Below are 19,105 nucleotides of genomic sequence, written 5' to 3' on the forward strand. Positions count from 1 at the left end.
CACCATGTCGCGAAACCCGAAAAGCCCGGCCCCGGACATCGCGCCCGCAATTCGCGCGCGGCCGATCGTGCTCGTCGGGTTGATGGGATCGGGCAAATCGACGATCGGCCGCCGCCTGGCGCAGCGCCTCGGCATGCGCTTCGCCGACGCCGACGACGAGATCGAACGCGCCGCCGGCATGACGATATCCGACATTTTCGCGCGCTTCGGCGAGGCGCATTTCCGCGATGGCGAACGCCGCGTGATCGCGCGCCTGCTCACCGGCCGGCCGCTGGTGCTTGCAACCGGCGGCGGCGCCTTCATGAACGACGAGACGCGCGCGCTGATCCTGGACAAAAGCCTGTGCATCTGGCTCGATGCCGACGTCGCGACCCTGGTCGAGCGCGTCGGACGCCGCAGCCATCGCCCGCTGCTCAAGGACCGCGATCCCGGCGAGGTGCTGCGCGAACTCGCCGCGATCCGCAATCCCGTTTATGCCGAAGCGCATATCCGCGTCAGCTCGGCAAGCAATCCGCACGAACATACGGTGCGCGCGATCCTGGAGGCGCTGTCGCAATGGAAACCGCAATGACCAGACTGACCGTCGAACTTGGCGCGCGCAGCTATCCGATCCTGATCGGCGAGGGACTGCTCGACGAATTGGGCGCGCATGTCGCCCCGCTACTGAAGCGTCCGCGCACGATGATCGTCACCGATACCCATGTCGCCGATGCCTATCTGGCCAAGGTCGGTGCCGCGCTGGGTGCAGAGGGCATCTCGTTTTCCTCGCTCGTCCTGCCCGCAGGCGAAGCAACGAAAAGCTGGGAGGGACTGGCGCGGCTGACCGAATGGCTGATCGGCGAAGGCGTCGAACGCAGCGATCATGTGATCGCACTCGGTGGCGGCGTGATCGGCGATCTCGTCGGTTTTGCGTGCAGCATCGTCAAGCGCGGCTGCGCCTTCATCCAGGTGCCGACGACGCTACTCGCGCAGGTCGATAGCAGCGTCGGCGGCAAGACCGCGATCAACGTCCCTGCCGGCAAGAATCTGATCGGCGCCTTTCATCAGCCGGCGCTGGTCGTGATCGACCCCGCGACGCTGACCACCCTCCCCCGCCGCGAACTCGGTGCGGGCTATGCCGAAGTCGTCAAATATGGCCTGATCGACGATGCGGACTTCTTTGCCTGGTGTGAGGCGAACGGCGCCGCGCTGCTGGCCGGCGATACCGCCGCGCGCGCCTATGCCATCGCGCACAGCGTCGCGGCGAAGGCCCGGATCGTCGCCGCTGACGAACGCGAGACGCAGGATATCCGCGCGCTGCTCAATCTGGGCCACAGCTTCGGCCACGCGCTTGAGGCCGAAACGGGCTATTCAGCGCGGCTGCTGCACGGAGAAGCGGTTGCGGCGGGCATGGTCCTCGCGCATCGTTTTTCGGCGGCGAAGGGCCTGTGCTCCGCCGCCGATGCCGAACGCGTGCGCGCGCATCTGGCGAGCGTCGACCTGCCGCACAGCCTGGCCAGCGCGGGCATCAACACCGGCGGCGCCGCGCTTGCCGCGCATATGGCGCATGACAAGAAGGTACGCGGCGGCAAACTGCCGCTCATCCTGACGCGCGGCATCGGGCAGAGTTTCGTCACCGACGAATATGGACTCGACAGCGTGGCGGACTTTCTCGACGCGCAGGCGGCTTAGGCGCCAGACGCCGCTGCCCGCGGACGCGTCACGCCGACTCGGGGTCGGCCGCCTGCATCGCTTCCTCGTCGCGCGCGGCGGCCTTTGCCTCCTGACGCCGCTGGCGTAATTTTTCCAGCACGCTTGCCGACTCGCGGCCGCCGCCGGGCTTGAAACGGTGATCCTTGCCCGCCGCGAGGTCGCCTTCGTCCATCTGCGCGGCGAGGCGCGTCGCGTCGAGCTGGCGCAGCGCCGCCTCGACATCTTCCATCTGGCGCGGATCGACGTCGAGCTTTTCGAGCGCCATGAGCCCCAACGCGATCGAGCTTTCGAAAACCTCGCGCACCGCGCCTGCCGTTCCCGCGCCCTCGATCGCCATCAACTGGCGCCGGTCGAAAACGCGCGTCAGTATCTTGGCCTGCGGGAAGGCTTCCACGATCGGACGCAATACTTCGGCATCAACCGTGGCGTCGTCGATGCAATAGATGATGACCCGCGCCTCCTCCGCGCCCGCGCGGCGGAGCAGGTCGAGCCGCAGCCCGTCGCCGAAATAGACCTTGGTGTCGAACCGGCCGGACAATTCGATCTGGCTCGGCTTCTTGTCGATCAGCGTGACCGAACAATCGACGGCGTGGAGCATCTGCGCGACGATCTGGCCGAAGCGGCCATAGCCGATGACGAGCGCCGAGCCGCGCGGCGCATCGTCGGGTCCTTCGAGTTCGTCGCCATCGCGATCGGGCGAGAATTCGAGGTTGCGGGCGAACAGCATCAGGAAAGGCGTCGATACCATCGAAAGTGTTACCACCGCGCTGAACAGGCTCGCCGCCTCGGGCGCGATAAGCAGCGCGTCGGCGGCCTGGGTAAAGAGCAGGAAGCCGAATTCGCCGCCCTGGCTGAGCAACAGCGCGAGGCCGAGCGCGGTTTTCCACGATTTGCCGAACGCGCGCACTAGCAGCGTCAGCACCACCACCTTGACCGCGACCAGACCCGCCGCGAGCAGCAGGACGCGCAGCGGATCGGCGAGGATCACGTTGACGTCGAGCACCATGCCGACGGCCAGGAAGAACAGGCCGAGCAGGATCAGGCGGAAGGGTTCGACATCGGCCTCTATCTCGTGGCGATACGGCGAATCGGCGAGCATCACGCCCGCGACGAAAGCCCCCAGCGCGGTCGAAACATGCAGGCTGTGCATCAGCGCCGAACTCGCCAGCACCACGAGCAGGCCGACGACGACGAACAGCTCGCGCTCGCCATAGCGCGCGACGAGGCGCAGCAGCGGATTGACGACGAACCGGCCGGCGAGGACCAGCCCCGCGATGGCAAGCAGCGTATAAAGCGCCAGCAGCGCGCCCGGCGGCGCCGACGGATCGGCGGGCGCCCGCGACAGCGCGGCGATGATCGTGATCATCGGGACGATCGCCAGATCCTGAAAGAGCAGGATCGAAAAGGCCTTCTCGCCGAAGGGCGAGTTGATCCGGCCCGAGCTTTTGAGGCTCGGCAGCACCTGCGCCGTCGACGACAGCGCGAGCGGCAGGCCGAGCGCGAGCGCCGCCGCGGGGCTGAAGCCCAGCGTAACGAAGATCAGCCCGGTCAGGATCAGTCCGGTGACGACAACCTGCGCCAGGCCGAGCCCGAAGATGGCACGGCGAAGCTGCCAAAGCCGCCGCGGATGCAGTTCGAGGCCGACGAGGAACAAGAGGAAGGCGATGCCGATCTCGGCGATCTGCAGCTTCGACTCGCCGCCGCCGACGAGACCCAGACCGTGCGGCCCGACGAGCGCGCCGGCGATCAGATAGCCAAGCACCGCGCCGAGCCCCAAACGGCGGAAGATCAACACGAACAACGTCGCGACGCCCAGCAGCACCGCGCCTTCGAACAACAGCGTATCGGTCGGGGTGCGCGCCGCCACCTCGGTGACGGCCGGCGCCGTTGCCGCGAGGAGCAAAGTCATGCCGTCACCTCGTCATCCTCAAGCGCGGCGATGGCGGCATCGAAAGGCAGCAGTATAGCGCCCTGCCGCGCCGGATAGTCGCGCGCCGGCGCAAGCAGGTCGAAGCCGGGCCAGTCGGGCATCGCGCCCTCGCCCGCGAACCAGGCGGCGATGGCGGCGCGCGCAGCGCGAATGTCATCGAGCGCGCGGCCGGGCGCGTGGCGAGCGACCAGCGCCGCCGACGCCTGCCCCAGCGCGCAGGCTTCGACGTGCAAGCCGACCTTCGTCACCCGTCCGCGCTCGTCGGTGTCGAGGTCGAGGATGATCGCGCTGCCGCACAGCGGCGCGCGCGCCGAGATATGATGGCGCGCCTCGGGCAGCGGCGGGTAATCGGCATTGGCGACTGCGAGTGCCAATATGTCGCGGTTATACAGCGGCGCGCTCATTTCGCCGCCGCGTCGGGCGCGTCCTGCTTCACGGTCGTGCTTTCGGCGGCGCGCGCTTCGGCCCGCCGCTCGGCGATCACCTTGCTCAGCGCGGCGCTCGTCGCGTTGAGTGCGGGATAGGTGCGGCTCTGCTCCATCCATTCGGGACGCTGCGCATTGCCATAGCCGATGTCATAGAGAAGCGTGACGAGCATGAAGCCGATCGCGGCGATCAACAGACCCTTCACCGCCCCGAAACCCGCGCCGAGCCCACGGTCGATACCGCCGACGATCGAGGCGCGGCTGCGCTGCCCCATCGCCCGCGAACCCCATTTGGCGAGGCCGAAGACGATACCGAAGAGAAGAACGAAGGCGAGCATCGCCGCACCACCCGCCGTCCCGACCCAACGCGACACGAACTCGGTCACTGCCGGATGAAAGAAGCGCACCGCCGCGATCGCCAGCACCCAGGCGAGCAGCGTCGTCACCTCCTGCACCAGCCCGCGCGAAAAACCGAGCACTGCGCCGCCACCGACCAGCGTCAGCACGATGACATCCAGAGCCGTCAGACTTCCCATCTGCCGGTCGCTAGTCGCGCCCGAGCATCAGGTCAACGAGTTCGCCGAGCCGCGTGAAGCCAGTAACGCCGATGCCGTTCACAGCCTTCATCCCCTTCGGTCCCCAGCCCCTTGAAAAACCGAGCTTCGCGGCTTCGCGCAGGCGCAGCGCGTCGTGCGCGACAGGGCGAATTTCGCCCGACAGCGACAATTCGCCGAAAACGATCGCATCGGCGGGAACCGGCCGCTCGCTGAACGCCGAAATCAGCGCCGCCGCGACCGCCAGATCGGCGGCGGGATCGGTCAGACGATAGCCGCCCGCGATGTTGAGATAGACTTCCGCGCCGCCCATCTGGAGCCCGCAGCGCGCCTCGAGCACCGCAAGCACCATAGCCAGGCGCCCGCTGTCCCAGCCGACGACGGCGCGCCGCGGCGTCGCGCCGCTCGCCAGCCGCACGGTCAGCGCCTGCACCTCCACCAGCACCGGGCGCGTCCCCTCCAGCGCGGGGAAGACGACCGATCCCGGCACGTCGCGGCTGCGGTCGGTCAGGAACAGGCTCGACGGGTTGCTGACCTCGCCCAGCCCCTCCTCGCCCATCGCGAAGACGCCGATTTCGTCGGTGCCGCCAAAGCGGTTCTTCACCGCGCGCAGGATGCGATATTGGTGGCTGCGCTCGCCCTCGAACGCCAGCACCGTATCGACCATATGTTCAAGGACGCGCGGACCTGCGATCGTGCCATCCTTGGTGACATGCCCGACGAGGACGATCGCGGCGCCGCCGTCCTTGGCATAGCGGATCAGTTCCTGCGCGCTCGCGCGGACCTGACTCACCGTTCCCGGCGCGCTGTCGATGAGGTCGCTGTGCATCGTCTGGATCGAATCGATGACCACGAAATCGGCGTCGCGGCTGTCGAGCGTCGCCAATATGTCGCGCACCGACGTCGCGCTCGCCAGCGCGACCGGCGCGTCGCCGAGCCCCAGCCGCTGCGCGCGCAGCCGCACCTGACCCGCCGCTTCCTCGCCGCTGATATAGACGACCGACTTGCCCGCCTTCGCGAGCCGCCCGGCCGCTTGCAACAACAAGGTCGACTTGCCGATCCCCGGATCGCCGCCGATCAGCGTCGCCGATCCGGCGACGAAGCCGCCGCCGAGCGCCCGGTCGAATTCGGCGATGCCGCACAGCATCCGCTCCGGCATCGGGCTATGCTCGCCCAGCGTCTCGAGCGCCAGTGACCGCCCGCCTTTCGACAGATCGTGCTTGGCCGAAAAGACGGTTTCGCTCGCCTCTTCGACCAGGGTATTCCACTCGCCGCAATCGGCGCATTGCCCCTGCCACCGATACGAGACCGATCCGCAATTCTGGCAGACATATTGACGCTTTGCTTTGGCCATGCGGCTCGCATAATCGGAACAAAGATGGAACGCCAGCGCTTTCCTCTCGGTCATTGCGAGGAGCGTAGCGACGCGGCGATCTCCCGCTCCCGACTTTGCGCAAGGCCGATGGCGGGAGATTGCTTCGCTTCGCTCGCAATGACGATCAAACCGCTTTACGGCAGCTTCAAACCCGAATCACCCTGCCCGCAAGGAACCCCGCGCCATGAAATTCTTCGCCGACACCGCCGAAATCGCCGACATCAAGGAACTGGCAGCAACGGGGCTGCTCGACGGCGTGACCACCAACCCGTCGCTGATCGCCAAGTCGGGCCGCGACTTCAAGGAAGTGACGAAGGAAATCTGCGCACTCGTCGATGGCCCGGTCTCGGCCGAGGTCGTTGCGCTCGATCATGAAACGATGATGAAGGAGGCCGAAATCCTCCGCAAGATCGCCGACAATGTCTGCATCAAGGTGCCGCTGACGATCGACGGACTCAAGACCTGCAAGGCGCTGACCAGCGACGGCACGATGGTCAATGTCACGCTCTGCTTCTCAGCGACGCAGGCGCTGCTCGCGGCGAAGGCCGGCGCGACCTTCGTTTCGCCCTTCGTGGGCCGCCACGACGACAATGGCTTTGACGGCATGCAGTTGATCGCCGACATCCGACTGATCTACGACAATTATGCCTTCGAGACCGAAATCCTCGTCGCGAGCGTGCGCCACGGCATCCACGTGCTCGAAGCCGCCAAGATCGGCGCCGATGTGATGACTGCGCCGCCGTCGGTCATCAAGGGATTGTTCAAGCATGTCCTGACCGAAAAGGGCATCGAAGGCTTCCTGGCCGACTGGGCCAAGACCGGGCAGTCGATCTGACCCCTACAAAACCCAAAACAGTCGTGTGTCCCCGCGAAGGCGGGGATCCATCTCCCGTCGGCTCAAAATGGCACCTTCCGGAGATGGGCTCCCGCCTTCGCGGGAGCACACCGTTATTTGGCTCTGCTTTCCAGTTGACGTAAACGTCAACCTCCCGCGATACTCGTCCGAAAGGGAGAGATTCGCGATGACCGACACCACCATTCTTACCGAGCGCCGCGGCCATGTGTTGATCGTCACGATCAACCGGCCCGAGGCGCGCAATGCGGTCAATGCCGCGGTCCATGTCGGCATCGGCACCGCACTCGAAACCGCCGAGGCCGATCCCGAAATCCGCGCCGTCATCATCACCGGCGCGGGCGACAAGAGCTTTTGCGCCGGTGCCGACCTCGTCGCCCTGTCGCGCGGCGAGAGCCTCGCGCCGTCGGACCCCGATCAGCTTGCATGGGGTTTCGCGGGCATGGTGTCGCACCCGATCTCGAAGCCGATCATCGCCGCGGTCAACGGCTTCGCTTTCGGCGGCGGCTGCGAGATCGCGCTGATGAGCGACATCATCGTCGCCGCCGATCATGCGCAATTCGGCCTGCCCGAAGTCAAGGTCGGGCTGTTCGCCGCTGCGGGCGGTGCCTTCCGCCTTGCGCAGCAGATGCCGCGCAAGCTGGCGATGGAGCATATGCTGACCGGCGACCCGATCCCCGCCGCGCGCGCCGCGCAATTCGGCCTCGTCAACCATGTCGTCCCGCTCGCCGAACTGATGCCGACCGCGCTTGCGCTAGCCGACAAGATTGCCGCCAACGCGCCGCTATCGGTGCAGGCATCGAAGCGCGTCGCACTTGGCATCCAGGACGGCCGCATCGCCGCCGACGCGCCCTATTGGGAGCACAACACACTGGAACGCAGCGCCTTGATGCGCAGCGAAGACGCGCGCGAAGGCCCGCGCGCCTTTGCCGAAAAGCGCAAGCCCGAATGGAAAGCACGCTGATATGACCATGACCGATCCCGAGCGCATTCCCGTCATCATCGGCGTTGGCCAGGTCAACGACCGCCCCGCCGACCCCGACGAAGGGCTCGACTCGCTCGGGCTGATGGTCGCGGCGCTGCGGGTCGCCGCCGAAGACGCCGGCGTGCCGCTCGCCGAGATCGACAGCCTCGCGATCGTCGACCAGATCAGCTTTCACAGCCTCGGCAAACTGCCCGAACCGCTGGCCGCCGCCATCGGCGCCAGCCCGGCGATCAATTACCAGTCGGCGGCGCCGCACGGCGACACGCCGGTACGCCTGCTCAACGAAGCGGCGAACCGCATCGGCGCAGGCGAGGTAAAGCTCGCGGCCATCGTCGGCGCCGAAGCGCTACGCACCGCCGCCGGCCGCGCCGCCAAGGCCGCGAGCGGCGAGGACAAGAGCTATAACGCGATCCGCAAGGTCGCGACGCGGCGCGAGCCCGATTATGCGCAAAAGCACGGCCTCGCCGCGCCGGTCGATGTCTATCCGCTCTATGAAAATGCGACGCGCGCCGCATGGGGCCAGAGCCTTGCCGAAGCGCAGGGCGAGAGCGCCGAAATCTGGTCGCGCTTTTCGGAGGTTGCGGCGGCAAACGAAGGCGCCTGGATCCGCAAGCCCGCAACCCCCGCCGACATTCTGCGCGTTGACGAGCGCAACCGGCCGATCGCCTTTCCTTATTCCAAGCTGATGGTCGCCAATTCGTCGGTCAATCAGGGGGCGGGTTTCCTCGTCGCCAGCCTGGCCGAAGCGCGCCGCCGCGGCATATCCGAGGACCGGCTGATTTACGTGGGCATGGGCGCCGCCGCGAAGGAGCCGCCGAGTATCCTCCGCCGCGACCGCTATAACGGCAGCGTCAGCATGGAAACCTCGATCAACCGCACGCTAGCGCTCAACGGCATGACCGCGCAGGATTTCGATTTCGTCGAGCTCTACAGCTGCTTCCCCTGCGTGCCGAAGATGGCACGCCGCACGCTCGGCTGGCCGGTCGACCGCCCCGCGACGGTGTTCGGCGGGCTGACCTTCGGCGGCGGCCCGATCGCCAATTATATGAGCCACGCAATCGTCTCGATGGTGGAAAAACTCCGCCGCGAAGGCCGCTACGGCTTCCTCTTCGCCAATGGCGGCTTCGCCACCGACAATCATTGCATCGTGCTGGGCAAGGAGCCAATCGCCGCCGCCAGCTTCCCGCAGGATTTCGACTATCAGGCCGAAGCCGAGGCCAAGCGCGGACCGGTGCCGGATCTGGTAGAAGATTATGCGGGGCCGGCAACGATCGAGAGCTATACCGTCTTCTACGGCCGCGATGGCGCGCCAAGGGCGGGCGTCGTGGTCGCGCGCACGCCCGAGGGTCGGCGCACATTGGCGCATGTCGATGTCGGCGACACCGCGATGCTGGCGTTCCTGACCGATGGCGCGAAGGAACCGGTGGGGACGGCGGGCGAAGTCGTGGCGCTGGGCGACGGCCGCTTCGGCTGGCAGAGCCTCTGACTAGTACATATTTGCGCTAAACCCTCGCCAGCGTTGATGATATCCTTCATCCGGGCAAGGGGGAAGCGATATGGTGCGTGGTCTGTTGACGATCGGCATGGCAGCATCGCTCGCGGCCTGCGCTTCGGCGCCCGCAACGCCCCAAACCGCCTCCGCGCCACTCCCGGCGATCGACGACAAGCGGCTCGATCAGATAACTTCGCCCGAGCTCGCCCCTTATGCGAGCGAAGGCGAATTCCGGGCGTATCTCCGGTCGCTCGAACGGCTGCGCGACCGACGTGAACGCTATACCGCGCGATCCTCGGAAATCGTCGTCGCGGCGGCGATGCAAGGCGGCGACCCCTTATGCGAAAAGCCCGAGGACTGCCCCGGCGAAGGTGGCGTGAGAGACGTTATCGTGACCGGGTCGCGCGCCGCGGCGCCGACGTCGATCACGAACGTCCAGACCGCTGGCGTTGACGAGGGCGATATCGTCAAGCAGATCGGAGACTATCTGCTCGTTTTGCAGGACGGTCGAATCTTTGCGATCAATGTGAAGACGATGCAGCTTACCGACCGGGCCGACGTCTATCGGCACCTGCCGCCGGACCGGCCCGGGAAACAGCGGTGGGATAACGATTTCGAGGGTGCCGATTGGTACGATGAGATGCTCGTTCAGGACGATCATATCATCGTCACTGCCTACAGCTATAAGGACGATGCGACCGAAATGTCGATCTTCAAGCTCGATCAGGCGAGCGGCAAGGTGGCAAGCAAAGGCGTCTTCCTCATCACGTCCGACGATTATTACGACGTCGACAATTATGCCACGCGCATCGTCGGCGACACGCTCGTCGTCTACACGCCCTATGCGCTCGACCAGTTCGAGGAACGCGACGCACGCCCGATACTGAGGCGGTGGCTGCCCGAAGCGGAGCGCAAGACGCGCCAAGCGCGCGGCACCCCGTTGCTCGATGCGCGATCGATCTACAAACCGGTGTTGCGGACGGACGACCCGACCGTCCACGCAATCTCGCTCTGTCCGCTTGGCGGCTTCGACAGCAAGCGCAGCCTGGAATGCCGCACGACCGGATTTGTGGGGCCTCGAAAGGCCGAAATGTTCGTGTCGCCCCAAGCCGTCTATCTTTGGACATCGGCGTTCGGCGATCGGGAGTGGTGGCATTTGCCCGGTTGCGACGAAGATCAGGCCGAGGATGGCGCCCCCCTAGATCGGCCGCGCGCCGACCGCCGCGACGTTGCTCCGGGCGCGCTCTATCGCCTGCCGATCGGCAGCCGCGCGCCAGGCGTCGTCGGCGTTTCGGGCGCGCCCTACGATCATCTTTCGATGGATGAACGCGACGGGGAATTTCGCGCCTTGGTCGACTGGCGCAGCATCCGCTGCCGTTCAGGCTATGCTGAGCCCGCGCAAAACGCCTTTCTGAAAATCCGTACCAGCGTCTTCGACACGATCTTCCAACCCGTAGCGGACAGCGCCTTCACGCCGCTTCCATCGACGGGCAAGGCGATTGTCGAAAATCGGTTTGCCGACGATTGGCTCGTGTTCGGCGGACGCAATGGCTGGAGCGGCGATCCGCCCGACCCCGACACGCCCCCGCAATCGAGCAAGGTCGTTGCCGTGCCGGTCAAGCGCCCGAAGGACGCGCTGGTGATCGACGTTCCCCACAATATCGTTCGCACCGAACGCGTGGGCAATGACGTCATCGTCAATGGCTATCGCGACGACCGCGGCCTGAATCTGACGCTGATCGGTCTCGGCAAGGACGCGCATATCCTCTCGTCTGCCTTCCTGCCGGACCGATACGAAAGCGAAGGCCGCAGCCATGCCTTCAACAGCATTGTCGACGAAGCGGGCAATGGGATCATCGGCCTGCCGACCGTCAAGCTGAGCGCGGAGTCGAGACGATGGTGGTGGCGCTCGGATACCTCCGACCTCAGCTTCCTGACCAAATCACCAACCGGACAGCTTGCCGACGCCGGTGCGCTTGCCGCAACGCCGGCCGATCAGGTCGAAACCGACGCCAGCTATATATGCGAAGTTTCGTGCATCGACTGGTACGGCAATTCACGGCCGGTGTTTCTGAACGGCCGCATCTTCGGCCTCATGGGCACGAGCCTGGTCGAAGCCCGGATCGACGGCGACAAGATCCGCGAGATCGCGCGGATCGACCTGACTGCGCCGCTTCCACAGCGCTAGCCGACGTCGAACGACACCCCCTGCGCGAGCGGCAGCGCGTCGGAATAGTTTACCGTGTTCGTCGCGCGGCGCATATATTGCCGCCACGCATCCGACCCGCTCTCGCGTCCGCCGCCGGTTTCCTTCTCGCCGCCGAACGCTCCGCCGATCTCAGCGCCCGATGTGCCGAGATTGACGTTGGCGATGCCGCAATCGCTCGCGGCCAGGAAGCGCTCGGCTTCGCGCAGGTCGGTGGTGAAGATCGCCGATGACAGTCCCGCCCCCACATCATTGTGCAGGCGGATCGCGGTGTCGAGATCGTCGTAGCGCATGACATAGAGGATCGGCGCGAACGTCTCCTCCAGCACCGGGCCGACCTGGCCGGGCATTTCCACGAGCGCGGGGCGGACATAATAGCTCGCGCCGTCGCCGACCCGCTCGCCGCCATGCACGACGCCGCCTGCGGCCTTGGCCGCCGACAGCGCTGCCTGCATCGCCTCATAGGCAGCGCGGTCGATCAGCGGGCCGACCAGAGCCGTGCTTTCCAGCGGATTGCCGACGCCGACGCTGGCATAGGCCGCCTTCAACCGTGCGACGAAGCCGTCATAGATGCTGTCGTGGACGAACAGCCGCCGCGTCGTCGTGCAGCGCTGCCCCGCGGTGCCCATCGCGCCGAAGGCGACGCCGCGCAGCGCAAGGTCGAGGTCGGCCGATGGCGCAACGATCACGCCATTGTTGCCGCCGAGTTCGAGGATCGCGCGCGCGAACCGCTGCGCGAGGCGCGGCGCCACCGCGCGGCCCATGCGCGTCGACCCCGTCGCCGAAACGAGCGCGACGCGGGTATCGTCGACCAGCGCCTCGCCCGTCTCGCGCCCGCCGATCAGAACCTGCGACAATCCCGCGGGCGCATCGCCGAACCGCCGCAACGCGCGCTCGAAAATCGCCTGCGTCGCCAAGGCGGTAAGCGGCGTCTTTTCGGAAGGCTTCCAAACCACACTGTTGCCGCAGACGAGCGCGAGCGCGGCATTCCATGCCCAGACGGCGACCGGAAAATTGAAGGCGGAAATGACGCCGACGACGCCCAGCGGGTGCCATATCTCCATCATCCGGTGCCCCGGCCGCTCGGTCGCGATGGTGAGGCCGTGAAGCTGGCGCGACAGGCCGACCGCAAAGTCGCAGATGTCGATCATCTCCTGCACCTCGCCCGCGCCTTCGGACGGAATCTTGCCGGCTTCGATCGTCACCAGCGTCGCAAGATCATCCTTGGCGGCGCGCAGTTCTTCGCCGAACAGCCGCACCAGCTCGCCGCGGCGTGGGGCGGGCACGTCGCGCCACGCGCGGAACGCCGCACCGGCGGCCGCGAGCGCGGCGTCGGTGTCGGCGGCATCGGCGATCCGCACCGCCGCGATCTGCTCACCGGTCAGCGGCGAATGGGACGGCATCGAACCCTGGGTGTACAGCGCGTGCTCCACGCCGAGCGTATCGAGCAGGCCTGCTGTCATTTTCTCGATCCAGGCCATCCTTCGTCCTTTCGTCCACGCCATCGGGCAGCCGCATAATACTCCTCCCCCGTTCGTGTCGAGCGAAGTCGAGACACCACGACGGCGCGCAAGGACGATAGGGCATCTCGACTTCGCTCGATGCGAACGGCTAAGGGGATAGCAAATAGAGGAGAGATGCAGTGTCCGAACTACCCCCCTCCGAACCCTTCGTCCCCGTGCCCGCCGATGCCGCCGCGAACACGCATTGCAGCGCGGCCGACTATGACCGGCTCTACGCCGCCAGCATTGACGATCCCGACGGTTTCTGGGCCGATCAGGCACAGCGCATCGACTGGATGACGCCGCCAACGAAGATCGCGGGCTGGTCCTACGATCCCGTCAGCATCAAATGGTATGAGGACGGCGTTCTCAACCTTTGCCACAATGCGCTCGACCGCCATGTCGCCGCGGGCCATGGGATGCGCACCGCGATCATCTTCGAACCCGACGCCCCCGATGGCGAGGTGCGGCACATCAGCTATGCCGCGCTGCTCGCCGACACGATCCGCATGGCGAACACGCTCAAGAAGATGGGCGTCCGCAAGGGCGACCGCGTCACCATCTATATGCCGATGATCCCCGAAGGCGCGATGGCGATGCTCGCCTGCGCGCGCATCGGCGCGATCCACAGCGTCATCTTCGGCGGCTTTTCGCCCGAGGCGATCCACGGGCGGATCGAGGATTGCGGCAGCGACTGGGTGATCTGTGCCGACGAAGGACTGCGCGGCGGCAAGACGATCCCATTGAAGGCCAATGTCGACAAGGCGCTCGAGCGCGTCGAGGTAAAGGGCGTGCTCGTCATCGCGCACACCGGCGGCGACGTCGCGATGCGCGAAGGCCGCGACCATTGGTACGACGCGCTGTCGGCCGATGTCGGCGCGGACTGCCCGTGCGAGCCGATGGGCGCCGAGGACCCGCTGTTCATCCTCTACACCTCAGGCTCGACGGGTAAGCCCAAGGGCGTGCTGCACACCGTCGGCGGCTACAGCGTGTGGACCGCGTCTACCTTCTGGTACGGGTTCGATTATCGGCCGGGCGAAATCTTCTGGTGCACCGCCGACATCGGCTGGGTCACGGGGCACAGCTATGTCGTCTACGGCCCGCTTCAGAATGGCGCGACGACGCTGATGTTCGAAGGCGTACCCAATTATCCGGACCACGACCGTTTCTGGCAGGTCGTCGACAAACACCGGGTCAACATCCTCTACACCGCGCCGACCGCGATCCGCGCGCTGATGCGCGAAGGCGACGATTATGTGACACGCCACGACCTCTCGACGCTCCGGCTGCTCGGGAGCGTCGGAGAACCGATCAATCCCGAGGCATGGCGTTGGTATCACCATCTCGTCGGCAAGGGCCGCATCCCCGTCGTCGATACCTGGTGGCAGACCGAGACCGGCGGCATCATGATCACGACGCTTCCCGGCGCGCATCCGATGCAGCCGGGCAGCGCGGGGCGCCCCTTTTTCGGCGTTCGGCCGCAGCTCGTCGATGCGGATGGCGCGGTGCTTGCCGACGAACAGGTCGGCGGCGCGACCGAGGGCAATCTGTGCATCACGCACAGCTGGCCGGGGCAGGCGCGGACGGTCTATGGCGACCATGACCGCTTCATCCAGACCTATTTTTCGACCTACAAGGGCAAATATTTCACCGGCGACGGCTGCCGCCGCGATGCCGAGGGCTATTGGCGGATCACCGGGCGGGTCGACGATGTCATCAACGTCTCGGGCCACCGCATGGGCACCGCCGAGGTCGAAAGCGCGCTCGTGCTGCACGATCTGGTCGCCGAAGCCGCGGTCGTCGGCTTTCCGCACGACATCAAGGGCCAGGGCATCTACGCCTATGTCACACTCAACGCCGGGGTCGAGCCGACCGAAGAGATTGCCGCCGCGCTGCGGCAGCAGGTGCGCACGGAAATCGGCCCGATCGCGACGCCCGACCATATCCACCTGACCCCCGCCCTTCCCAAGACCCGGTCGGGCAAGATCATGCGGCGGATTCTGCGCAAGATCGCGGAAAATGACTTCGGCTCGCTCGGCGACACCTCGACGCTGGCGGACCCGAGCCTGGTCGACGGGCTGATCGAAGGGCGGAAGAACCGGTAACCCTAACCCCTCCCGCAAGCGGGAGGGGGATTTAGAAATGGAAGTCCGGCAGTTCGGCTAGTGCGATGCCCAGCGCTTCGGCCCAGCCGTGCGACACATTGTGGAAATAGGGATCGTCGCGTTCGAAGCGGCGTTCGTGGACGCCGTGGAAATCGTCGCGTTCGTGGACCTTCAGGTCGATCGGCAGGTCGACCCCGGCGTTGGCGCGGATCGTCGAATCGAACGAGACGCACAGCAGCTTGACCGCATCCTCGAACGACATGGCGGGATCGTAGGACCGCACGATAATCGGGCGGCCATATTTGGTTTCGCCGATCTGAAAGAAGGGATTATCCTCCCCCGCTTCGATGAAATTGCCCTCGGGATAGATCAGGAACAGGCGCGGTTCGGCGCCGGCAATCTGCCCGCCGACGATCAACGAGGCGCGAAAGATCGATTCGGCGGCCGGCCCTTCGGCGCCGTAGCGCAGCACGATCTGGCGCAGCGTTTCCCCGACGATCGTCGCAACCTGGAACATCGACGGCGCCTGCAGGATCGACGGCTGGCGTTCCTCGGGTGCCTTGGTGCGCTCGTCGAGCAGGCTGACGACCGCTTGCGTGGTCGCCAGATTGCCTGCCGACATCAGCGTGATCACACGCTCGCCCGGCACGTGCCAGCTGCGCATCTTGCGCACCTGCGATATGTCGTCGACGCCGGCGTTGGTGCGGGTGTCCGACATGAACACCAGCCCCTTGTTCAAACGCATGCCCACGCAATAGGTCATCGAATCCCCGTCCCGCCCCTGTGATGTCCCGATTATTGCTGCACCTGCAATTGGACAACCAGATTTTCTTGCGCCGCACCATAGCGCATGCCGCGAACCGGGGCGGCATCGCGATAATCGAGCCCCGTCGCGACGCGGATATAGCGCTCGTCGGGCGAATGGCCGTTGCTGACGTCGAAGCCGATCCAGCCGATATGGTCGAAATGCGCCTCGGCCCAGGCGTGGGTGGCATCCTGATGGGTGCGGTCGTCCATGCTGAGATAGCCCGAAACATAACGCGCGGGGTGGCCCAGATGGCGCATCGCGGCGATGAAGATATGGGCGTGATCCTGGCACACCCCGCCCTCGCCCCCCAGCGCCTGTTCGGCGGTCGTCTCGGCATCGGTGACGCCGATGCGATAGGCCAGCCGGTCGAGGATCGCCGCCGACAGCGCATGCGCGCGTTCGATATCGTTCGCGAAGTCGCGGCCTAATCCGGCGGTTAGCGCTCGCACGCCCCGTCCCGCACGCGTGAGCGGCGTCGGGCGGAGGAATATCCACAGCGGCATCGCCCCGCGATGCGCCCCGATCACCCCGTCGGTGGTGAGCAGTTCGACCGCGCCGTGGCACCGGATGACAAGTTCGGCATCGCCGCCGTGCACCGCGATCAGATCGACGCCATTGCCGTGATGATCGACATAATGGAGCTGTTTTTCCCCGCCCTCGACCTCGATCGTCCAGTCGTGGATCCGCTGCTGGCCCGGCCGGTCCTTGGGGGTCAGGCGCAGTTGTTGCAGCGCATAGCCGACGGGAGCGTCATAGCGATAATGGGTGGTATGATCGACACGCAGGAACATCGTCACTCCACGAAACGGTAATCGCGCTCGATCTGCATCGCGAGCGCCGAATTGGCGGACAGGAAATCGGTCAGATATTCGTGCAGGCCACCATCGAAGATCGCCTGGATCGGCCCCGCGAGCTTTTGCCGGCACAGGGCATCGGCCATCCGCCCTGCCTCGGTCTCTTCGCCATAGCCGCGCTGGAGCCAGGCAAGATTGTCCTGCATCTTGGCGCAGCAAAAGGCGAGGCTGCGCGGCATCTGGCCATAGAGGATCAGGAATTCGGCGATCTTGAGCGCGCTGATCTCGGCCCCGTAAAGCCAGCGATAGGCGCGGTGCGCCGAGACCGACCGCAGGATCGTTTCCCACTGCACATTGTCGATCGAGGTGCCGATATGCGCGACCGAGGGCAGCAGCAGATAATATTTTACGTCGAGAATGCGCGCCGTGTTGTCGGCGCGTTCGAGGAAGGTGCCCAGCCGCGCGAAATTATAACCATCGTTGCGCAGCATCGTGCCGGTCAGCGCACCGCGCACCTGCGCACTCTGCTGGCGGATCGCGGCGAGCACGTCGGGCAGATCGTCTTCGCGCACCGGCCGCTTGAGCAGGTCGGTCAACGTCATCCAGCTCGTATTCACCGCCTCCCACACCTCGCGCGTCAGCGCGGTGCGCGCGGTGCGCGCATTGTCGCGCGCGTGCTTGACGATCGACAGGATGCTCGACGGGTTGGCCGGGTCGCGCAGCAGGAAATCGACGACGCGCGCCGAGCTGTAATCATCGTGCGTCGCCAGGAATGCCTGATCGACCCCCGCGGTCTCCAATATCGAGCGCCATTCGGCGGGCGCCGTCTGCGACCGCGTGAGCGCGATGCGAAAGCCCGCGTCGATCAGCCGCGCATTATTCTCGCTTCGTTCGAGATAGCGCGCCATCCAGAAGAGGCTGCCTGCGGTTTTGCCTAGCATCGCCGTCAGTCCTCCAACACCCAGGTGTCCTTGGTGCCGCCACCCTGGCTGCTGTTTACGACCAGCGATCCCCTGGTCATCGCGACGCGCGTCAGGCCGCCGGGGGTGATGGTGATGCCCTGCGGCGACATCAGGACAAAGGGACGCAGATCGACATGCCGCGGCGCAAGGCCCTTTTTGGTGAAGATCGGGACCGTCGAAAGCGACAGGGTCGGCTGGGCGATATAATTGCCGGGGTTTGCCTCCAGCTTGGCGCGGAACGCTGCGATTTCCTTCCGGCTTGCGGTCGGTCCGACGAGCATTCCATAGCCGCCCGACCCGTGCACTTCCTTCACCACCAGTTCGGGAAGCCGGTCGAGCACCTCGCGCAGATGTTCGGGCTCGCTGCATCGCCACGTCGGCACGTTGGGCAACAGCGCCTTTTCGCCGGTGTAGAATTCGATGATGTCGGGCATGTAACTATAGAGCGCCTTGTCATCGGCGATCCCGGTCCCCGGCGCATTGGCAATCGTGATGCCGCCCGCGCGATAGACGTCCCATATCCCGGGCACCCCCAGCATCGAATCGGGACGGAAATTCAGCGGGTCGAGGAAATCATCGTCGACGCGGCGGTAAAGGACGTCGATCGCGCGATAGCCCTGCGTCGTGCGCATCGCGACCCGGCCATCGACGACGCGCAGGTCATGCCCTTCGACCAGTTCGGCGCCCATCTGATCGGCTAGGAAGCTGTGCTCGAAATAGGCGCTGTTGTGGATGCCCGGCGTCAGCACCGCGACGGTCGGCGTACCGCCGCACATCGGCGGCGCACAGGCCGACAGCGATTTCAGGAGGTTGATCGGATAGTCGCCGACCTCGCGCACCGGTACTTTCGCGAACAGCTCCGGAAACATCTGGAGCATCGTTTCGCGATTCTCGAGCATGTAGGACACCCCCGACGGGGTGCGGGCATTATCCTCCAGCACATAGAATTCGTCGGCGCCGGTGCGGACGATATCGATGCCGCTGATATGGGTATAAACGCCGCCGGGCGGATCCATGCCCATCATCATTGGCAGGAAGGCATCGTTGCGCGCGATCAACGCGGTCGGCACCCGGCCGGCGCGCAAAATCTCCTGCCGGTGATAGATATCGTAGAGAAAGGCGTTGAGCGCGCGCACCCGCTGCTCGATCCCGCGCGACAGGCGCCGCCATTCGCCCGCCGCGATGATCCGCGGCACGACGTCGAACGGGATCAGCCGCTCGTCGGCGTCGGCCTCGCCATAGACGTTGAAGGTAATGCCTGTGGTGCGAAAAAAGGCTTCGGCCTGCTGCGTCTTGCGCTGGATGCGCTGGGCATCCTCGGCATCGAACCATTCGCAATATTCGCGATAGGGCGGCCTGGTCCCGCCATCCCCGGTTATCATCTCGTCGAAGAAGGAAATGCTCCGACCCTTTCCACGCAAC

General features: G+C 65.8%; 16 protein-coding genes. 7 read left to right on the plus strand and 9 right to left on the minus strand.

Annotated elements, in window-relative coordinates; all coding sequences use genetic code 11:
• Nucleotides 1-4 precede the first annotated feature (4 nt).
• Together ACT17R_RS14590 and aroB are read left to right on the plus strand one after the other, a co-directional pair.
• A complete protein-coding gene (locus ACT17R_RS14590; RefSeq protein ID WP_444809705.1) occupies nucleotides 5-571 on the plus strand; it encodes a shikimate kinase in 567 nt (188 codons plus the stop codon).
• A complete protein-coding gene (aroB, locus tag ACT17R_RS14595) occupies nucleotides 568-1,671 on the plus strand; it encodes a 3-dehydroquinate synthase (RefSeq protein WP_444809706.1) in 1,104 nt (367 codons plus the stop codon). Before ACT17R_RS14590 ends, aroB begins: the two co-directional genes overlap by 4 nt.
• Before the next feature lie 28 nt (nucleotides 1,672-1,699).
• Here aroB and ACT17R_RS14600 read toward each other — a convergent pair whose 3' ends face one another.
• From ACT17R_RS14600 to radA, 4 genes are read right to left on the minus strand one after another with little or no spacing between them, the layout of a single operon-like run.
• Nucleotides 1,700-3,601: a cation:proton antiporter domain-containing protein gene (locus ACT17R_RS14600; RefSeq protein ID WP_444809707.1), complete on the minus strand. Its 1,902-nt coding sequence runs from the start codon at nucleotides 3,599-3,601 to the stop codon at nucleotides 1,700-1,702.
• Nucleotides 3,598-4,026, minus strand: coding sequence for an iron-sulfur cluster assembly scaffold protein (locus ACT17R_RS14605; protein WP_444809708.1), 429 nt, complete (start codon nucleotides 4,024-4,026; stop codon nucleotides 3,598-3,600). The genes ACT17R_RS14600 and ACT17R_RS14605 overlap by 4 nt, the downstream gene beginning before the upstream one ends.
• On the minus strand, nucleotides 4,023-4,583 hold the full coding sequence (locus ACT17R_RS14610; RefSeq protein ID WP_444809709.1) for a CvpA family protein: 561 nt from the start codon (nucleotides 4,581-4,583) through the stop codon (nucleotides 4,023-4,025). The genes ACT17R_RS14605 and ACT17R_RS14610 overlap by 4 nt, the downstream gene beginning before the upstream one ends.
• A 10-nt stretch (nucleotides 4,584-4,593) precedes the next feature.
• Nucleotides 4,594-5,955, minus strand: a complete 1,362-nt coding sequence (radA, locus tag ACT17R_RS14615; RefSeq protein ID WP_058813236.1) for a DNA repair protein RadA — start codon at nucleotides 5,953-5,955, stop codon at nucleotides 4,594-4,596.
• Between the two features lie 205 nt (nucleotides 5,956-6,160).
• Here radA and fsa point away from each other — a divergent pair, with 205 nt between their 5' ends.
• The 4 genes from fsa to ACT17R_RS14635 all read left to right on the plus strand — a co-directional run bounded on the left by fsa (nucleotide 6,161) and on the right by ACT17R_RS14635 (nucleotide 11,494).
• Nucleotides 6,161-6,811, plus strand: coding sequence for a fructose-6-phosphate aldolase (gene fsa / locus ACT17R_RS14620; RefSeq protein ID WP_086456122.1), 651 nt, complete (start codon nucleotides 6,161-6,163; stop codon nucleotides 6,809-6,811).
• A 187-nt stretch (nucleotides 6,812-6,998) separates the two neighbouring features.
• A complete protein-coding gene (locus ACT17R_RS14625) occupies nucleotides 6,999-7,793 on the plus strand; it encodes an enoyl-CoA hydratase-related protein (protein WP_058813214.1) in 795 nt (264 codons plus the stop codon).
• Nucleotide 7,794: 1 nt separating this feature from the next.
• Nucleotides 7,795-9,300 carry an acetyl-CoA acetyltransferase gene (locus ACT17R_RS14630; protein ID WP_444809710.1) on the plus strand — a complete coding sequence of 502 codons (1,506 nt, stop codon included), beginning with the start codon at nucleotides 7,795-7,797 and terminating at the stop codon, nucleotides 9,298-9,300.
• 70 nt (nucleotides 9,301-9,370) lie between these two features.
• Complete coding sequence (locus tag ACT17R_RS14635; RefSeq protein ID WP_444809711.1) at nucleotides 9,371-11,494, plus strand: beta-propeller domain-containing protein; 2,124 nt, start codon at nucleotides 9,371-9,373, stop codon at nucleotides 11,492-11,494.
• Here the strand turns inward: ACT17R_RS14635 and amaB are convergent.
• Nucleotides 11,491-12,975 (minus strand): L-piperidine-6-carboxylate dehydrogenase, encoded by a 1,485-nt coding sequence (gene amaB, locus ACT17R_RS14640; protein ID WP_444809712.1) that lies wholly within the window; start codon nucleotides 12,973-12,975, stop codon nucleotides 11,491-11,493. The genes ACT17R_RS14635 and amaB overlap by 4 nt on opposite strands.
• Nucleotides 12,976-13,154: 179 nt before the next feature.
• On the opposite strand from amaB, the gene acs reads away from it, so the two are divergent.
• On the plus strand, nucleotides 13,155-15,119 hold the full coding sequence (gene acs / locus ACT17R_RS14645) for an acetate--CoA ligase (protein ID WP_444809713.1): 1,965 nt from the start codon (nucleotides 13,155-13,157) through the stop codon (nucleotides 15,117-15,119).
• A 31-nt stretch (nucleotides 15,120-15,150) separates the two neighbouring features.
• Here acs and ACT17R_RS14650 read toward each other — a convergent pair whose 3' ends face one another.
• The 4 genes from ACT17R_RS14650 to ACT17R_RS14665 are packed head-to-tail and all read right to left on the minus strand — an operon-like array spanning nucleotide 15,151 to nucleotide 19,065.
• Nucleotides 15,151-15,882 (minus strand): proteasome-type protease, encoded by a 732-nt coding sequence (locus tag ACT17R_RS14650; RefSeq protein ID WP_003052754.1) that lies wholly within the window; start codon nucleotides 15,880-15,882, stop codon nucleotides 15,151-15,153.
• Nucleotides 15,883-15,914: 32 nt separating this feature from the next.
• The gene (locus tag ACT17R_RS14655; protein WP_186403483.1) at nucleotides 15,915-16,718 is read right to left on the minus strand and encodes a transglutaminase family protein; all 804 of its coding nucleotides are present in this window, start codon (nucleotides 16,716-16,718) and stop codon (nucleotides 15,915-15,917) included.
• Between the two features lie 2 nt (nucleotides 16,719-16,720).
• Complete coding sequence (locus ACT17R_RS14660; protein ID WP_058813208.1) at nucleotides 16,721-17,662, minus strand: alpha-E domain-containing protein; 942 nt, start codon at nucleotides 17,660-17,662, stop codon at nucleotides 16,721-16,723.
• A 5-nt stretch (nucleotides 17,663-17,667) separates the two neighbouring features.
• Nucleotides 17,668-19,065: a circularly permuted type 2 ATP-grasp protein gene (locus tag ACT17R_RS14665; protein WP_058813207.1), complete on the minus strand. Its 1,398-nt coding sequence runs from the start codon at nucleotides 19,063-19,065 to the stop codon at nucleotides 17,668-17,670.
• Between the last annotated feature and the right edge of the window lie 40 nt (nucleotides 19,066-19,105).

The organism is Sphingopyxis sp. Q841, from assembly GCF_052384365.1.
In the GTDB taxonomy this organism is placed as follows: domain Bacteria; phylum Pseudomonadota; class Alphaproteobacteria; order Sphingomonadales; family Sphingomonadaceae; genus Sphingopyxis; species Sphingopyxis terrae_A.

What these genes read in the sequence shown, in the direction of transcription:
- ACT17R_RS14635 (WP_444809711.1), top strand. Translation starts at nt 9,371, where the DNA reads ATGGTGCGTGGTCTGTTGACGATCGGCATGGCAGCATCGCTCGCGGCC.
- ACT17R_RS14660 (WP_058813208.1), bottom strand. Translation starts at nt 17,662, where the DNA reads ATGCTAGGCAAAACCGCAGGCAGCCTCTTCTGGATGGCGCGCTATCTC.
- ACT17R_RS14665 (WP_058813207.1), bottom strand. Translation starts at nt 19,065, where the DNA reads ATGATAACCGGGGATGGCGGGACCAGGCCGCCCTATCGCGAATATTGC.
- ACT17R_RS14625 (WP_058813214.1), top strand. Translation starts at nt 6,999, where the DNA reads ATGACCGACACCACCATTCTTACCGAGCGCCGCGGCCATGTGTTGATC.
- ACT17R_RS14610 (WP_444809709.1), bottom strand. Translation starts at nt 4,583, where the DNA reads ATGGGAAGTCTGACGGCTCTGGATGTCATCGTGCTGACGCTGGTCGGT.
- radA (WP_058813236.1), bottom strand. Translation starts at nt 5,955, where the DNA reads ATGGCCAAAGCAAAGCGTCAATATGTCTGCCAGAATTGCGGATCGGTC.
- ACT17R_RS14655 (WP_186403483.1), bottom strand. Translation starts at nt 16,718, where the DNA reads ATGTTCCTGCGTGTCGATCATACCACCCATTATCGCTATGACGCTCCC.
- amaB (WP_444809712.1), bottom strand. Translation starts at nt 12,975, where the DNA reads ATGACAGCAGGCCTGCTCGATACGCTCGGCGTGGAGCACGCGCTGTAC.
- ACT17R_RS14600 (WP_444809707.1), bottom strand. Translation starts at nt 3,601, where the DNA reads ATGACTTTGCTCCTCGCGGCAACGGCGCCGGCCGTCACCGAGGTGGCG.
- ACT17R_RS14630 (WP_444809710.1), top strand. Translation starts at nt 7,795, where the DNA reads ATGACCATGACCGATCCCGAGCGCATTCCCGTCATCATCGGCGTTGGC.
- ACT17R_RS14650 (WP_003052754.1), bottom strand. Translation starts at nt 15,882, where the DNA reads ATGACCTATTGCGTGGGCATGCGTTTGAACAAGGGGCTGGTGTTCATG.
- fsa (WP_086456122.1), top strand. Translation starts at nt 6,161, where the DNA reads ATGAAATTCTTCGCCGACACCGCCGAAATCGCCGACATCAAGGAACTG.
- ACT17R_RS14590 (WP_444809705.1), top strand. Translation starts at nt 5, where the DNA reads ATGTCGCGAAACCCGAAAAGCCCGGCCCCGGACATCGCGCCCGCAATT.
- ACT17R_RS14605 (WP_444809708.1), bottom strand. Translation starts at nt 4,026, where the DNA reads ATGAGCGCGCCGCTGTATAACCGCGACATATTGGCACTCGCAGTCGCC.
- aroB (WP_444809706.1), top strand. Translation starts at nt 568, where the DNA reads ATGACCAGACTGACCGTCGAACTTGGCGCGCGCAGCTATCCGATCCTG.